Source organism: Mycobacterium montefiorense, from assembly GCF_003112775.1.
Classification (GTDB): domain Bacteria; phylum Actinomycetota; class Actinomycetes; order Mycobacteriales; family Mycobacteriaceae; genus Mycobacterium; species Mycobacterium montefiorense.
On record NZ_BFCH01000018.1, the window covers coordinates 430,073 to 443,606 of the forward strand.

Genomic DNA, 13,534 nt, shown 5'->3' on the forward strand with positions numbered 1-13,534 from the left:
ACGACACCAAGATTACATATATATGTATGTAGCGATGATATGTGATCTGGCGAACGGGTGGGATGCCGAAACCGCTACGGTGCGGAGGGCGGAACTAGCTCGAGCCTACGTCCAAACTGTTGGCCGCAACGATTCCCGCGCGGGGCCATTCGCGGTGGAAGACCGCTGGCGAGATACGGTCACGGCGAATGACTTCGAGATCGATGGGCTTGCCGATGACCACCGCGTTCGGCACCCGGAAGGAGTACGCCGGCTCGTCGGTCGCCACGGCCAGGATCGCGTCGCTATCCGTGAAGTTGTTGGCGCGCATGGTGTCCTCGGCCCACCGGAACGGCTTGAGGCCATTGAAGCTCTTGACGTACACCACCCACAGCCGGGTGCCGCGGGTGTCGTAGAGCCTAGTGAGCGCGCGGTTCACCGCGTCGTACTCGAGGGGCCCGAGTACACCGGACTGATCGGTGATTTGGCCGGACAGCGTGATCGTGGGGCTCGACGAAGCGCTTGGTGGCGCAATCGATTGCGCGGCGGCGCTGCTGCTGCCAGGTTGATTCGAGTCGCCGCTGAGCAGCCGCACACCGACGAGTGCCCCAAGGCCGATCAGCGCGACACCGACGATCGCCGTGACCGCGATTGCCGTGCGCCGGTTGCTGCGTGCTGGTGGCGGTGCGGCCGAAACGGATTGTGGCGCCGCAATCGTTTCGGTGGCAATCGGGGCCGCTTGTGTCGGGCCGACGACCTCCGCCGCAGCGGTATGCAGCTGGCTGCCCAGCGCCGCGGCGAAATCGGTACACGTCGGGTAGCGGTCGCCGGGGTTCTTGGCGAGCGCTTTGGCTAGCGCGCCGTCGAGTTCGGCCAATTCGGGTCGGCGCTCACTGATCGGCGGCGGCGGCGCGGACAAATGCTGGGTAATGACCACCGCCGGGTTGGAGCCGTGAAAGGGGGCGGATCCGGTCAACAGGTTGAACGCGGTGCATCCCAGCGCGTACTGGTCGGCGCGCCCGTCGAGATCCAGCCCCTGCAGCTGCTCGGGCGCGCAGTAGGCAGTGGTGCCCATCATCATGTTTGTCGCTGTCAGGCCGCTGATGTCACCCAGTTCGCGGGCAATGCCGAAATCGGCCAGCAGGATCCGCCGTCGGGGCGCGGCATCACCGAGCAGGATGTTGGCGGGTTTGACGTCGCGGTGCAGCAGGCCGCGCGAATGCGCATAATCCAGCGCGTCGGCCACCGCAGCGATGATCTCGACGACATCGTCCTTCGGCATCCCGGACGGGTACTGGCGCAGCAGCTGCGCGCCGTCGGTCCCCTCTACGAAATCCATCGAAATCCACAGTTGCCCTTGGTATTCTCCGCGGTCGTGGATGCCGACGATGTGCTCGTTGTACAGGCTCGCGGCGAGGTCGGCCTCGCGGTTGAAACGTTGCCGAAACTCGAGGTTCCCGGTGAGCTCGCCGGGCAGGATCTTCAGGGCGTCGCGGCGTGGCAGCCGCGGATGCTGCGCCAGATACACCTCGCCCATCCCCCCGGCCCCCAACCGCCGAACGATGGTGTATCCGGCGAACGCTGCGCCTTCGGGTAACCCATCGCTTTGCGGCATGTGAGCATGCTACTGAGGCGATGATTGCGGCGGCTGGCTATTTGCGGCCAGTACTTGGCGGCCCGGGCGCCGGGGCGCCGGCGGACGATTTCGACGAGAATGGCGGGCGATGCGCGAACGGATGTCCTGGAACGTGGTGGTGCCGCTGGTCGCCCTCGTCACGCTGGCACTGACCTGGGGCGCGGTGCCCGGCCCCGCGCTCGCCGTGGTCGAGGCGGTAATTCTCATCGGTGCGGTGTTGGCCGCGGTGCACCACGCGGAGGTGGTCGCGCACCGGGCCGGCGAGCCGTACGGGTCGCTGGTGCTGGCCACCGCGGTGACCGTCATCGAGCTGGCGCTGATCATCACGCTGATGGCGTCGGGTGGCAACGAGGCGGCGACGCTGGCCCGCGACACCGCGTTCGCGGCCCTGATGATCACTACGAACGGCATTGCCGGGTTGTCGCTGCTGCTGGCCTCTCATCGTTATAACGTCACGTTGTTCAACCCGCACGGCAGCGGTGCGGCGCTGGCCACGCTGACGACGCTGGCGACCTTGAGCCTGGTGCTGCCCACCTTCACCACCACTCGTGGCGGCCAGGAGTTCTCGCCCGGCCAGCTGGTATTCGCTGCTGTCGCCTCGTTACTGCTGTACCTGCTGTTTGTCTTCACCCAAACGGTGCGGCATCGCAATTTCTTTCTGCCGATCGCGCAGAAGGGTCAGCGGAGCATCTTTGACGATGAAAGCCATGCGGAGCCGCCGAGCAATGCCGCGGCGCTGAGGAGTGCGGGGCTGCTGCTGGCGGCGCTGGTCGCGGTGGTGGGCCTGGCCGAGCAGGAGTCGCCGGCCATCGAGAAACTGGTGTCTGCGGCGGGCTTCCCGCACTCGTTCGTCGGTGTCGTGATCGCGCTCCTCGTGCTGTTGCCGGAGACGCTCGCGGCGGCGCGTGCGGCGCGTGCGGGCCGCATCCAGACCAGCCTCAACCTGGCTTACGGCTCGGCGATGGCCAGCATCGGGCTCACCATTCCCGGCATTGCGCTGGCGTCGATCTGGATCAAGGGTCCGCTGATACTCGGCTTGGGTCCCACCCAGTTGGTGCTCTTCGCGTTGACAGTGGTGATCAGCATGCTGACCGTGATACCCGGCCGGGCGACGCGGCTGCAGGGTGAGGTCCACCTGGCGTTGTTGGCCGCCTTCGTGTTCTTGGCGATCATTCCGTAAACGGCAAGCAGCGCAAGCGATTACGCCGAGGAACGGGCCCGCAGGGTCTGCAGCGCCTGGTCCGCATGGGCGGCCATGCTGAACTCGCTGGAAATCACGTCGAGCACCGTGCGATCGGTGTCGATGACGAACGTCGTGCGCTTGACCGGCATCAGCTTGCCGAGCAGACCGCGCTTGACGCCGAACTGGGTGGCGACCGTGCCCTCGGTGTCCGACAGCAGCGGGTAGTCGAAGTTCTCCTTGTCGGCGAACTTGGCCTGCTTTTGCACGGCATCGGTGCTGATGCCGACCCGGTTGGCTCCGACTGCGGCGAATTCGGAGGCCAGGTCCCGGAAGTGGCAGGCCTCCTTGGTGCATCCGGGTGTCATTGCTGCGGGGTAGAAGAACAAGACCACGGGGCCGTCGGCCAGCAGGGCGCTGAGCGTGCGCGGCGATCCGGTTTGATCAGGAAGTTCGAAGTCGGCCACCGTGTCACCAGTTTTCATGGCCGTCAGGCTACGCCCGACGGCTCAGCGCGCCACTGCGGGCCGCGAGCGCGCGGGACCGCCGGGGCTGGGCAAACGTATCTGCGAGGATGGTCGAGTGCACCCACACCTCGCCGACACCACCTCACGGGAGGAATTTCGCCTGCTTGCGGCCGGGCACCGCTTTGTTCCGGTGACCCGGAAGGTGTTGGCCGACAGCGAGACGCCGTTGTCGGCATACCGCAAGCTCGCCGCCAACCGGCCCGGCACTTTCTTGCTGGAGTCTGCAGAGAACGGCCGGTCGTGGTCACGATGGTCGTTCATCGGGGCCGGCGCACCCTCGGCGTTAACCGTGCGCGACGGCGAAGCCGTCTGGCTGGGTGCGGTTCCACGGGATGCGCCCACTGGCGGTGACCCGCTGGAAGCGCTGCAGGCCACCCTCGAGCTGCTGGCCACCGCGGCGTTACCGGGGTTACCGCCGCTGTCGGGTGGTCTGGTGGGGTTTTTCGCCTACGACATGGTGCGACGGCTGGAACGGTTACCGGAAATGGCCGTCGACGACCTGCATCTGCCGGACATGCTGATGCTGCTGGCCACCGATGTGGCGGCGGTCGACCACCACGAGGGCACCATCACGCTGATCGCCAACGCGGTGAACTGGAACGGCACCGACGACCGCGTCGATGAGGCCTACGACGACGCCGTCGCGCGCCTGGACGTGATGACCGAGGCGCTGGGCCAGCCGCTGCCGTCGACGGTGGCCACCTTCAGCAAGCCCGAACCTCAGTACCGGGCGCAGCGCACGGTCGAGGAATACGGCAAGATCGTCGACTACCTCGTCGACCAGATCGCGGCCGGCGAAGCCTTCCAGGTGGTGCCCTCGCAGCGCTTCGAGATGGACACCGACGTCGACCCGATCGACGTGTACCGGATTCTGCGGGTGACCAACCCGAGCCCCTACATGTATCTGCTGCGTGTGCTCAACAGTGATGGCGCAACTGACTTTTCGATTGTCGGATCCAGTCCGGAGGCCCTCGTCACCGTCGTCGACGGCCGGGCAACGACGCATCCGATCGCCGGGACCCGGTGGCGGGGAGAGAACGAGGAAGAAGATCAGCTGCTGGAGAAGGAGCTGCTGTCCGACGAAAAGGAACGTGCCGAGCACCTGATGTTGGTCGACCTCGGCCGCAACGACCTCGGCCGCGTCTGCACGCCTGGCACCGTCCGCGTCGAGGATTACAGCCACATCGAGCGCTACAGCCACGTCATGCACCTGGTCTCCACCGTGACGGGCATGCTCGGCGAGGGCCGCACCGCCCTGGACGCGGTCACGGCCTGTTTTCCGGCCGGCACGCTGTCCGGCGCGCCCAAGGTGCGGGCCATGGAGCTGATCGAAGAGGTGGAGAAGACGCGCCGCGGCGTATACGGCGGCGTGCTCGGCTACCTCGACTTCGCCGGCAACGCCGACTTCGCGATCGCCATTCGCACCGCACTGATGCGCAATGGCACCGCATACGTCCAGGCAGGCGGTGGGGTGGTGGCCGACTCGAACGGCCCCTACGAGCACAACGAGGCAAGCAGCAAGGCGCGTGCGGTGCTGAACGCGATCGCCGCCGCGCAGACGCTCAGTGCCCCATACGCAACCCGCAATGGCTGATGCCGCGCCGGACCGCCGGGCCCGGCTGACGATCGGCATCGCCCAGCTGCTGCTGGTCATCGCCGCGGGCCTGCTGTGGGCGGCTTCGCGCCTGCCGTGGGTGGTCATCCGGTCGTTCGACGGGCTCGGACCGCCCAAGGAGGTGATCCTGGCCGGCTCGTCATGGTCGACTGCTCTGCTGCCGTTCGCGCTGTTGATGCTGGCCATTGCCGTCGCGGCACTCGCGGTGCGCGGCTGGGCGCTGCGCTCGGTTGCCGCGCTGCTGGGCGTCGTCAGCCTGGCTACCGGCTATCTGGGCGTCAGCCTGTGGGTGTTGCCGGAGGTGGCGGCGCGAGGAGCCGAACTGGCCCATATTTCGCTGGTGACGCTGGTGGGCAGCGAGCGGCACTACGCCGGCGCGGGGTTCGCGGTGGCCGCCGCGGCGTGCACGTTGATCGCCGCCGTCCTGTTGATGCGGTCTGCGATGTCCGCACGCGGCGGGGCAAGAAAATACGCCGCGCCGGCGACCCGCCGCTCGATTGCGAGACGCAATGGCGCCGATGGGGCGATGCTGGAGCAGGCGGGGGCCCCAGACATGTCGGAGCGAATGATCTGGGACGCGCTCGATGAGGGGCACGACCCGACCGATCGGCCCCGCGAGTCTGACACCGAGGGTCGGTGACGGGTCGCGAGCCGACGGTCGCTACCCTTCAGTGACGTCGTCGAAATCGGTTAGGAACCGGTTGGGTGATCGTGGGTGACATGTGGGAAGGGAAACGACAGGTATGAGTCCGGCGACAGTCCTTGACTCCATCCTCGAGGGAGTCCGGGCCGATGTTGCCGCGCGCGAAGCCCGTGTCAGCCTGCCCGAGATCAAAGCGGCAGCCGCCGCGGCGCCACCACCGCTCGACGTGATGGCCGCCCTGCGCGAGCCCGGGATCGGCGTCATCGCCGAGGTCAAGCGCGCCAGTCCATCGGCGGGTTCGCTGGCGCCCATTGCCGATCCGGCCAAGCTGGCGCAGGCATACGAAAACGGCGGTGCCCGGATCATCAGTGTCTTAACCGAGGAACGGCGCTTTCAAGGTTCGCTCGACGACCTGGATGCGGTGCGGGCCGCCGTGTCGATTCCGGTTTTGCGCAAAGACTTTGTGGTGCAGCCTTATCAGATCCACGAGGCGCGTGCGCACGGCGCCGACATGCTGTTACTCATCGTCGCCGCCTTGGAGCAGTCGGCGCTGGCGGCGATGCTCGACCGTACCGAATCACTTGGCATGACAGCCCTTGTCGAGGTTCACACCGAGCAAGAGGCCGACCGGGCGCTGAAGGCCGGTGCCAACGTGATCGGGGTCAATGCCCGTGATCTCGCGACGCTCGACGTAGACAGGGATTGCTTCGCACGCATCGCTCCCGGGTTGCCCAGCAACGTGATCAGGATCGCCGAGTCCGGCGTTCGTGGCACCGCAGACCTGTTGGCCTACGCGGGTGCCGGCGCCGACGCCGTCCTGGTCGGTGAGGGTTTGGTCAAGAGCGGTGACCCTCGCGCCGCCGTGGCCGATCTGGTGACCGCGGGCACCCATCCGTCCTGTCCGAAACCGGCTCGTTAGTTACTCAAGAGACCCTGCGTTGAAACGTTGAACCCCATGAGCCATCCTCGCGTTGAGCATTGGTGATGGTGGATCCAACTCGCCCTGCCCTACCGCTTTCGAGCGCGGCCATCTCAGAACCCACCCGACACGACCCCGACTCGGGCGGGCATTTCGGTGTATACGGCGGCCGCTATGTCGCCGAGGCATTGATGGCGGTGATCGAAGAAGTGACCGCCGCCTACGAGAAGGAACGCGTCAATCCGGAATTCCTGGATCTGCTAGACGACCTGCAGGCCAACTATGCGGGTCGGCCGTCGCCACTGTATGAGGCCAGTCGCCTGAGCGCGCACGCCGGTGCCGCACGCATCTTCCTGAAGCGAGAAGACCTGAACCACACCGGTTCTCACAAGATCAACAACGTGCTGGGGCAGGCGTTGCTGGCTAAGAGAATGGGTAAGACCCGGGTGATCGCCGAGACCGGCGCCGGCCAACACGGCGTGGCCACCGCCACCGCGTGCGCATTGCTCGGCCTCGAGTGCGTCATCTATATGGGCGCTGTCGATACGGCGCGCCAAGCGCTCAACGTGGCGCGGATGCAGCTGCTGGGCGCCGAGGTTGTCTCGGTCGACGCGGGTTCGCAAACGCTGAAGGACGCCATCAATGAGGCGTTCCGGGATTGGGTTACCAACGCCGACAACACGTACTACTGCTTTGGTACCGCGGCGGGGCCACATCCCTTCCCGACCATGGTGCGCGATTTCCAGCGCATCATCGGGCTGGAGGCGCGTATTCAGATCCAAACGCAGGCGGGACGGCTGCCCGACGCCGTGACGGCCTGCGTCGGCGGTGGATCCAACGCCATCGGTATCTTCCATGCATTCATCGACGACCCCGGCGTGCGCCTGGTCGGCTACGAGGCGGCCGGCGACGGCGTCGAGACCGGCCGGCATGCGGCCACGTTCACCGGCGGCTCGCCCGGCGCGTTTCAGGGGTCGTTCTCCTATCTACTGCAGGACGAAGACGGCCAGACCATCGAATCCCATTCGATTTCAGCAGGTTTGGATTATCCAGGTGTGGGCCCAGAGCACGCGTGGCTCAAGGAGACCGGGCGCGCCGAATACCAGCCGATCACCGATGCCGAGGCGATGGACGCGTTTCGCCTGCTGTGCCGAACCGAAGGCATCATCCCGGCCATCGAATCCGCGCACGCCGTCGCCGGTGCCCTCCAGCTCGGCAACGAATTGGGCAGCGGCGCAATCATTGTGGTGAATCTGTCGGGGCGCGGCGACAAGGACGTCGAGACGGCGGCGAAATGGTTCGGCCTGCTAGCGCCCGGTGACGATGCGGTCGGCGATGCCGACCGAGGAGGAGCCGGGCAATCGGGGCAGGGCGAGCGATGACGGTGGAACAGAGCCAGGCCAGCAGGCTGGCGCCGCTTTTCGATGAGTGCCGGGCCGAAAGCCGTGCGGCGCTGATCGGTTATCTGCCCACTGGCTTTCCCGACCTGCGTACCTCGCTGGATGCGATGACCGCGCTGGTCGAATCGGGTTGTGACCTCATCGAAGTCGGTGTGCCGTACTCCGATCCGGGTATGGACGGCCCGACGATCGCCGGGGCGACCGAAGCCGCACTGCGCGGCGGTGTGCGCGTTCGTGACACGTTGGCCGCGGTCGAGGCGATCAGTTCGGCCGGCGGCCGATCGGTGGTCATGACGTACTGGAACCCGTTGCTGCACTACGGAATTGACGCGTTCGCACGGGACCTGGCATCGGCAGGCGGGCACGGGCTGATCACTCCGGACCTGATTCCGGACGAGGCGCAAGAGTGGATGGCCGCGTCCGAGGAGCATCACCTGGATCGCATTTTTCTGGTGGCACCGTCGTCGACACCGCAGCGACTGGTGACCACGGTCGAGGCCTCGCGTGGATTCGTCTACGCCGCATCGACGATGGGCGTGACCGGGGCACGTGATGCCGTCTCGAACGCCGCACCCGAATTGGTGCGCAGGGTCAAGGCGGTGTCCAGCATCCCCGTCGGCGTGGGCCTCGGCGTGCGATCGCGCGAGCAGGCCGCGCAGATCGGCAGCTACGCGGACGGCGTGATTGTCGGTTCGGCGTTGGTGACCGCGCTGCGCGACGGACTGCCCAGCTTGCGCGCCTTGACCCAGGAATTGGCCGAAGGTGTGCGAGTGTCGACATCATGACGATGTTGCCCACGTATTTCCCCAGCCCACCGCAAGGTGTCTGGCACCTCGGGCCGTTGCCGATCCGCGCGTACGCGCTGTTCATCATCACCGGGATCGTCGTCGCGCTGATGATCGGCGACCGGCGCTGGGCAGCTCGCGGCGGGCAACGCGGGGTGATTTACGACATCGCACTGTGGGTGGTGCCGTTCGGCTTGATCGGCGGCCGGCTTTATCACCTGGCCACCGATTGGCGGACATATTGGGGCCCGGGCGGTGCGGGGCTGGGCGCGGCGGTGCGAATCTGGGACGGCGGACTGGGAATTTGGGGCGCGGTCGCTCTCGGCCTGCTCGGAGCGTGGATCGGGTGTCGACGCCGGGGAATCCCGTTGCCGGCCTTCGTGGACGCGCTGGCCCCGGGAATCATCTTGGCGCAGGCCATCGGTCGGCTCGGGAACTACTTCAATCAGGAGCTTTACGGCCGCGAGACCACGCTGCCGTGGGGCCTGGAAATCTTCTATCGCCGCGATCCTTCGGGGTACATCGACCCGCATTCGCTCGACGGCGTTTCGACCGGTCAGCTCGCGGTCGTCGTACAACCGACGTTTCTGTATGAATTGATTTGGAACGTACTGGTTTTCATTGCGCTGATCTATATCGACCGACGGTTCACGATCGGTCACGGACGACTGTTTGCGTCCTATGTCGCGTTCTACTGCGTCGGGCGCTTCTGGGTTGAGCTGATGCGGGACGACACCGCCACACATATCGCCGGTATCCGGATCAACACGTTTACATCGACTTTCGTGTTTATCGGTGCCGTCGTCTACATCGTCCTGGCACCGAAGGGCCGCGAGGATCCCGAGAGATTGCGTGGCGACGATGACGCTGCCGACGCCGAACCTGAGCCGCAAGACGAGCCGTCAGAGCAACTTGCCAGCGTCGCTGCGGCTTCCGCGGCGACGACGGCACCTGCGGCACCTGCGGCCGGTGCGGACGACGACGCGGTACCGTCCGGTTCAGCCGAATCGGTCGAAGCCGGCAAAACCGAGGTCATTGAGCCCGAGGCCGAGGAGCCTGAAGAGACTGAGGCTGAAGAATCCGAAGCTGTCGATCCGGAAGCGCAGGCAGTCGAAGCACAGTCCGAAGAGGCGGAGGCTGAGGAGCCGGAGGCCGAGGAGCCGGAAGTAGAAGAGTCCGAGGCCGAGGAGCCCGAACCCGAGGCGTCTGAAACCGAGCAGTCCGAAGCCGAAGAGTCTGAGCCGGAGGAGCCGGAAGACGAAGAGGCGCAGGCGCAAGAACCTGAAGCCGTCGAGGCCGAGGCGGAGGCTGACGAGTCCGACGATGAGACCGGGGTCAACGCAGCGGAAGAAGCCGTCGAGCAAGCCGAGGACAGCGAGCCGGACTCGACGCCGGCCGCCGAGCCGACGTCCGAAGAACCCGCAGCGCAGAAGGCCACAGACCAGACGGCCATCGGCGGCGACGCTTTGGAAACGCGGCGCCGCTGGCCACTGCGACTGCGGGGCCGGCGCTAGCAGCCGACATGCCCTGATTCGCTGAGACAGGGGTACGCCCCCCGGTGGATCTGGCATGCTGAGACCGTGACCGATCCGTCGTGGAGTGACGCCCCAGACTCAGGCGCACAACCACCACAGCCGCCGGGTTATCCACCGCCCTACCCGCAATACGCGCCATACCCGGGGTCGGGTGCTTCCTACGACCCGGCCGCGCCTTATGGCCGCCACCCGGTAACGGGACTGCCGTACTCGGACAAGTCGAAGACCATCGCGGGTCTGTTGCAGCTGCTCAGCCTGGTCGGCATCGGCGGTATCGGCCGCTTCTACATCGGCGACATCGGACTGGGCGTCGCACAACTGCTCGTCGGCCTGCTCACCTGCGGAATCGGTCTGATCTGGAGCATCGTCGACGCTGTGCTGATCCTGACCGACAAGGTCGATGATCCGCATGGTCGCCCGCTGCGCGATGGAACCTGACTCTGTCTCCCGCACGGGAGACCAGTGTCAGCACGGCGTGCATCGTCACGGCCGCTACATCACCGCCGGCACCGGCCTGCTGCTGGCGGGAGCGCTCGGTTACGTCGGCTTCGTCGACCCGCACAGCACGAATTCGGCTTACCCCCACTGTCCGTTCAAGTGGCTCACCGGCTGGGACTGCCCCTTCTGTGGCGGGCTGCGGATGACGCACGACCTGCTGCACGGCCACCTGGCGGCCAGCATCAACGACAACATCTTTCTGCTGCTGGGTCTGCCGCTGTTGGCCGGATGGCTGGTTATCCGGCGCCGGCAGGGCCGGCGATCGCTTCCAATCCCGGCGATGATCGCCCTCACTGGCGTGGTGATCGCGTGGACGGTACTGCGTAATTTGCTCAGCTTTCCCTTGGTTCCGACGATTCTCAGCGGATAACCGACGTCGTGATTTCCCGGTGCCTCAACGCGTGGTCACCTGCGGGTCACCCCGAGGGCCAACGGCACGACTAAGCTGATCGGCGTGACTAGACGCGGAAAGATCGTCTGCACCCTCGGCCCTGCAACTCAATCGGACGAGCTCATTTTGGCGTTGGTCGAAGCCGGAATGGACGTCGCCCGAATGAACTTCAGCCACGGCGACTACGCCGATCACAAGGCTGCCTACGAGCGGGTGCGTGCTGCCTCGGACACCACCGGGCGCGCCGTGGGGGTGCTGGCCGACTTACAGGGTCCCAAGATCAGGCTCGGGCGCTTCGCCACGGGGTCCACCTACTGGGCCGACGGGGAAACGATCCGGATCACGATCGCCGAATGCGAAGGCACCCACGACCGGGTATCGACCACCTATAAGCGGTTGTCGACGGACGCCGTAGTCGGTGACCGGGTTCTCGTCGACGACGGCAAGGTCGGGCTGGTCGTCGACGCCATCGAGGGCGACGACGTCGTCTGCCGCGTGGTCGAGGGCGGCCCGGTCAGCAACAACAAAGGCATGTCGCTGCCCGGGGTGAACGTGTCCGCACCGGCGTTGTCGGACAAGGACATCGACGATCTCACCTTCGCGCTGGACCTGGGTGTCGACCTGGTCGCGCTGTCATTCGTCCGCTCGCCGGCGGACGTCGAACTGGTCCACGAGGTGATGGACCGGATCGGCCGGCGGGTCCCGGTGATCGCCAAGCTCGAGAAGCCGGAAGCCGTCGACAATCTCGAGGCGATCGTGCTGGCCTTCGACGGAATCATGGTGGCGCGTGGCGACTTGGGCGTGGAGCTGCCTCTTGAAGAGGTGCCCCTGGTGCAGAAGCGGGCCATCCAGATGGCCAGGGAAAACGCCAAGCCTGTCATCGTCGCCACCCAGATGCTGGAGTCGATGATCGAAAGCTCGCGGCCAACGCGAGCCGAGGCCTCTGACGTCGCCAACGCCGTGCTCGACGGTACTGATGCGGTGATGCTGTCCGGCGAAACGTCGGTCGGGAAATACCCATTGGCCGCGGTCCGCACCATGGCGCGCATCGTGACGGCTGTCGAGGACAATTCCACCGCCGCCCCGCCGCTGACCCATGTGCCGCGCACCAAGCGCGGAGTGATCTCCTATGCCGCCCGCGACATCGGCGAGCGGCTGGACGCGAAGGCATTGGTTGCTTTCACCCAGTCCGGCGACACCGTGAAGCGACTGGCGCGCCTGCACACTCCGTTGCCGCTGCTGGCCTTCACGGCCTGGCCCGAGGTGCGCAGCCAGCTGGCCATGACGTGGGGCACCGAGACGTTCATCGTCCCGATCATGGACTCCACCGACGAGATGATCCGCCAGGCCGACAAATCGCTGCTCGAGCTGGGCCGTTACAAGCGTGGCGACATGGTGGTGATTGTCGCCGGAGCCCCACCTGGCACAGTGGGGTCAACCAATTTGATCCACGTCCACCGCATCGGGGAGGACGACCTCTAACGCGCAAGGAGAGCCCGTGCCGGCCGGCCTGGAGTCTGACGGAGAGCCGAATTCCGATTCCTCAGGCGATTTCGAAGAACTGCTGGCGGTGCTGGACCTCAATCGCGTTGGCGACGACCTATTCCTCGGGTCGCACCCCACCAAGAACCCGATGCGGACTTTCGGCGGGCAGCTGATGGCGCAATCGTTCGTCGCGAGCAGTCGCAGCTTGGTCCGGGACGACCTGCCGCCCAGCGCCCTGTCGGTGCACTTCATCAACGGCGGCGACACGACTAAGGACATCGAGTTTCACGTCTCCCGGTTGCGCGACGAGCGGCGCTTCGCCAATCGGCGTGTCGATGCGGTGCAGGACGGCACGTTGCTGTCCTCGGCGATGGTCGCCTACATGTCCGGCGGCCGCGGCCTGGAGCACTCCATCGATCCGCCACAGGTGGGCGAGGCACATGCCCAGCCGCCGCTGCGCGAGCTGCTGCGCGGATACGAGCAGACCGTTCCGCATTTCGTCAACGCCCTGCAGCCGGTCGAATGGCGTTACACCAACGACCCGGCGTGGGTGATGCGGGACAAGGGGGAGCGGCTGCCCCACAACCGGGTGTGGCTCAAGGCGCTGGGTACGGTGCCCGACGACCCGGTGCTGCACACCGCGACGATGGTGTACTCCTCGGACACCACGGTGCTGGACTCCGTTATCACCACGCACGGGCTGTCGTGGGGGTTCGATCGCATTTTTGCCGCGTCGGCCAATCATTCAGTTTGGTTTCACCGGCAGGTCGACTTCAACGACTGGGTGTTGTATTCGACGTCGTCGCCGGTGGCCGCGGATTCCCGCGGGCTGGGCACCGGCCATTTCTTCGATGGCAGTGGCCAAATGGTGGCGACCGTGGTGCAAGAAGGCGTGCTCAAATACTTTCCGCCTTCGGGCCGATGACGGTTATTGAATAGTT

General features: G+C 66.1%; 13 protein-coding genes. 11 read left to right on the forward strand and 2 right to left on the reverse strand.

Features of this window, described 5'->3' with window-relative positions:
• Positions 1–94 precede the first annotated feature (94 nt).
• Positions 95–1,594: a serine/threonine-protein kinase gene (locus tag DB708_RS14615; protein WP_108922923.1), complete on the reverse strand. Its 1,500-nt coding sequence runs from the start codon at positions 1,592–1,594 to the stop codon at positions 95–97.
• A 109-nt stretch (positions 1,595–1,703) separates the two neighbouring features.
• On the opposite strand from DB708_RS14615, the gene DB708_RS14620 reads away from it, so the two are divergent.
• Complete coding sequence (locus DB708_RS14620; RefSeq protein WP_108922925.1) at positions 1,704–2,795, forward strand: calcium:cation antiporter; 1,092 nt, start codon at positions 1,704–1,706, stop codon at positions 2,793–2,795.
• A gap of 20 nt (positions 2,796–2,815) precedes the next feature.
• Here DB708_RS14620 and DB708_RS14625 read toward each other — a convergent pair whose 3' ends face one another.
• Positions 2,816–3,280: a peroxiredoxin gene (locus DB708_RS14625; protein WP_108922927.1), complete on the reverse strand. Its 465-nt coding sequence runs from the start codon at positions 3,278–3,280 to the stop codon at positions 2,816–2,818.
• A gap of 97 nt (positions 3,281–3,377) precedes the next feature.
• On the opposite strand from DB708_RS14625, the gene DB708_RS14630 reads away from it, so the two are divergent.
• The 10 genes from DB708_RS14630 (at position 3,378) to DB708_RS14675 (ending at position 13,518) form a co-directional block, all read left to right on the forward strand.
• Positions 3,378–4,916 carry an anthranilate synthase component I gene (locus DB708_RS14630; protein ID WP_108924252.1) on the forward strand — a complete coding sequence of 513 codons (1,539 nt, stop codon included), beginning with the start codon at positions 3,378–3,380 and terminating at the stop codon, positions 4,914–4,916.
• Positions 4,909–5,577 carry a TIGR02234 family membrane protein gene (locus DB708_RS14635; protein ID WP_108922929.1) on the forward strand — a complete coding sequence of 223 codons (669 nt, stop codon included), beginning with the start codon at positions 4,909–4,911 and terminating at the stop codon, positions 5,575–5,577. The genes DB708_RS14630 and DB708_RS14635 overlap by 8 nt, the downstream gene beginning before the upstream one ends.
• Before the next feature lie 103 nt (positions 5,578–5,680).
• Positions 5,681–6,499 carry an indole-3-glycerol phosphate synthase TrpC gene (gene trpC, locus DB708_RS14640; RefSeq protein ID WP_108922931.1) on the forward strand — a complete coding sequence of 273 codons (819 nt, stop codon included), beginning with the start codon at positions 5,681–5,683 and terminating at the stop codon, positions 6,497–6,499.
• Positions 6,500–6,564: 65 nt separating this feature from the next.
• A complete protein-coding gene (gene trpB / locus DB708_RS14645; RefSeq protein WP_165839823.1) occupies positions 6,565–7,881 on the forward strand; it encodes a tryptophan synthase subunit beta in 1,317 nt (438 codons plus the stop codon).
• Positions 7,878–8,684 carry a tryptophan synthase subunit alpha gene (gene trpA / locus DB708_RS14650; RefSeq protein WP_108922935.1) on the forward strand — a complete coding sequence of 269 codons (807 nt, stop codon included), beginning with the start codon at positions 7,878–7,880 and terminating at the stop codon, positions 8,682–8,684. The genes trpB and trpA overlap by 4 nt, the downstream gene beginning before the upstream one ends.
• Positions 8,681–10,198, forward strand: coding sequence for a prolipoprotein diacylglyceryl transferase (locus DB708_RS14655; RefSeq protein ID WP_108922937.1), 1,518 nt, complete (start codon positions 8,681–8,683; stop codon positions 10,196–10,198). The genes trpA and DB708_RS14655 overlap by 4 nt, the downstream gene beginning before the upstream one ends.
• 66 nt (positions 10,199–10,264) lie before the next feature.
• Positions 10,265–10,657: a TM2 domain-containing protein gene (locus DB708_RS14660; RefSeq protein WP_108922939.1), complete on the forward strand. Its 393-nt coding sequence runs from the start codon at positions 10,265–10,267 to the stop codon at positions 10,655–10,657.
• On the forward strand, positions 10,647–11,087 hold the full coding sequence (locus DB708_RS14665; RefSeq protein ID WP_108924254.1) for a DUF2752 domain-containing protein: 441 nt from the start codon (positions 10,647–10,649) through the stop codon (positions 11,085–11,087). The genes DB708_RS14660 and DB708_RS14665 overlap by 11 nt, the downstream gene beginning before the upstream one ends.
• An 84-nt stretch (positions 11,088–11,171) precedes the next feature.
• On the forward strand, positions 11,172–12,590 hold the full coding sequence (pyk, locus tag DB708_RS14670) for a pyruvate kinase (protein ID WP_108922941.1): 1,419 nt from the start codon (positions 11,172–11,174) through the stop codon (positions 12,588–12,590).
• 16 nt (positions 12,591–12,606) lie between these two features.
• Positions 12,607–13,518, forward strand: a complete 912-nt coding sequence (locus DB708_RS14675) for an acyl-CoA thioesterase II (protein WP_108922943.1) — start codon at positions 12,607–12,609, stop codon at positions 13,516–13,518.
• The last annotated feature ends 16 nt before the right edge of the window (positions 13,519–13,534 follow it).

Coding starts and splice junctions, on each gene's coding strand:
- trpB (WP_165839823.1), top strand. CDS start 6,565: ATGGTGGATCCAACTCGCCCTGCCCTACCGCTTTCGAGCGCGGCCATC.
- DB708_RS14665 (WP_108924254.1), top strand. CDS start 10,647: ATGGAACCTGACTCTGTCTCCCGCACGGGAGACCAGTGTCAGCACGGC.
- DB708_RS14625 (WP_108922927.1), bottom strand. CDS start 3,280: ATGAAAACTGGTGACACGGTGGCCGACTTCGAACTTCCTGATCAAACC.
- DB708_RS14620 (WP_108922925.1), top strand. CDS start 1,704: ATGCGCGAACGGATGTCCTGGAACGTGGTGGTGCCGCTGGTCGCCCTC.
- DB708_RS14615 (WP_108922923.1), bottom strand. CDS start 1,594: ATGCCGCAAAGCGATGGGTTACCCGAAGGCGCAGCGTTCGCCGGATAC.
- trpA (WP_108922935.1), top strand. CDS start 7,878: ATGACGGTGGAACAGAGCCAGGCCAGCAGGCTGGCGCCGCTTTTCGAT.
- trpC (WP_108922931.1), top strand. CDS start 5,681: ATGAGTCCGGCGACAGTCCTTGACTCCATCCTCGAGGGAGTCCGGGCC.
- DB708_RS14635 (WP_108922929.1), top strand. CDS start 4,909: ATGGCTGATGCCGCGCCGGACCGCCGGGCCCGGCTGACGATCGGCATC.
- DB708_RS14655 (WP_108922937.1), top strand. CDS start 8,681: ATGACGATGTTGCCCACGTATTTCCCCAGCCCACCGCAAGGTGTCTGG.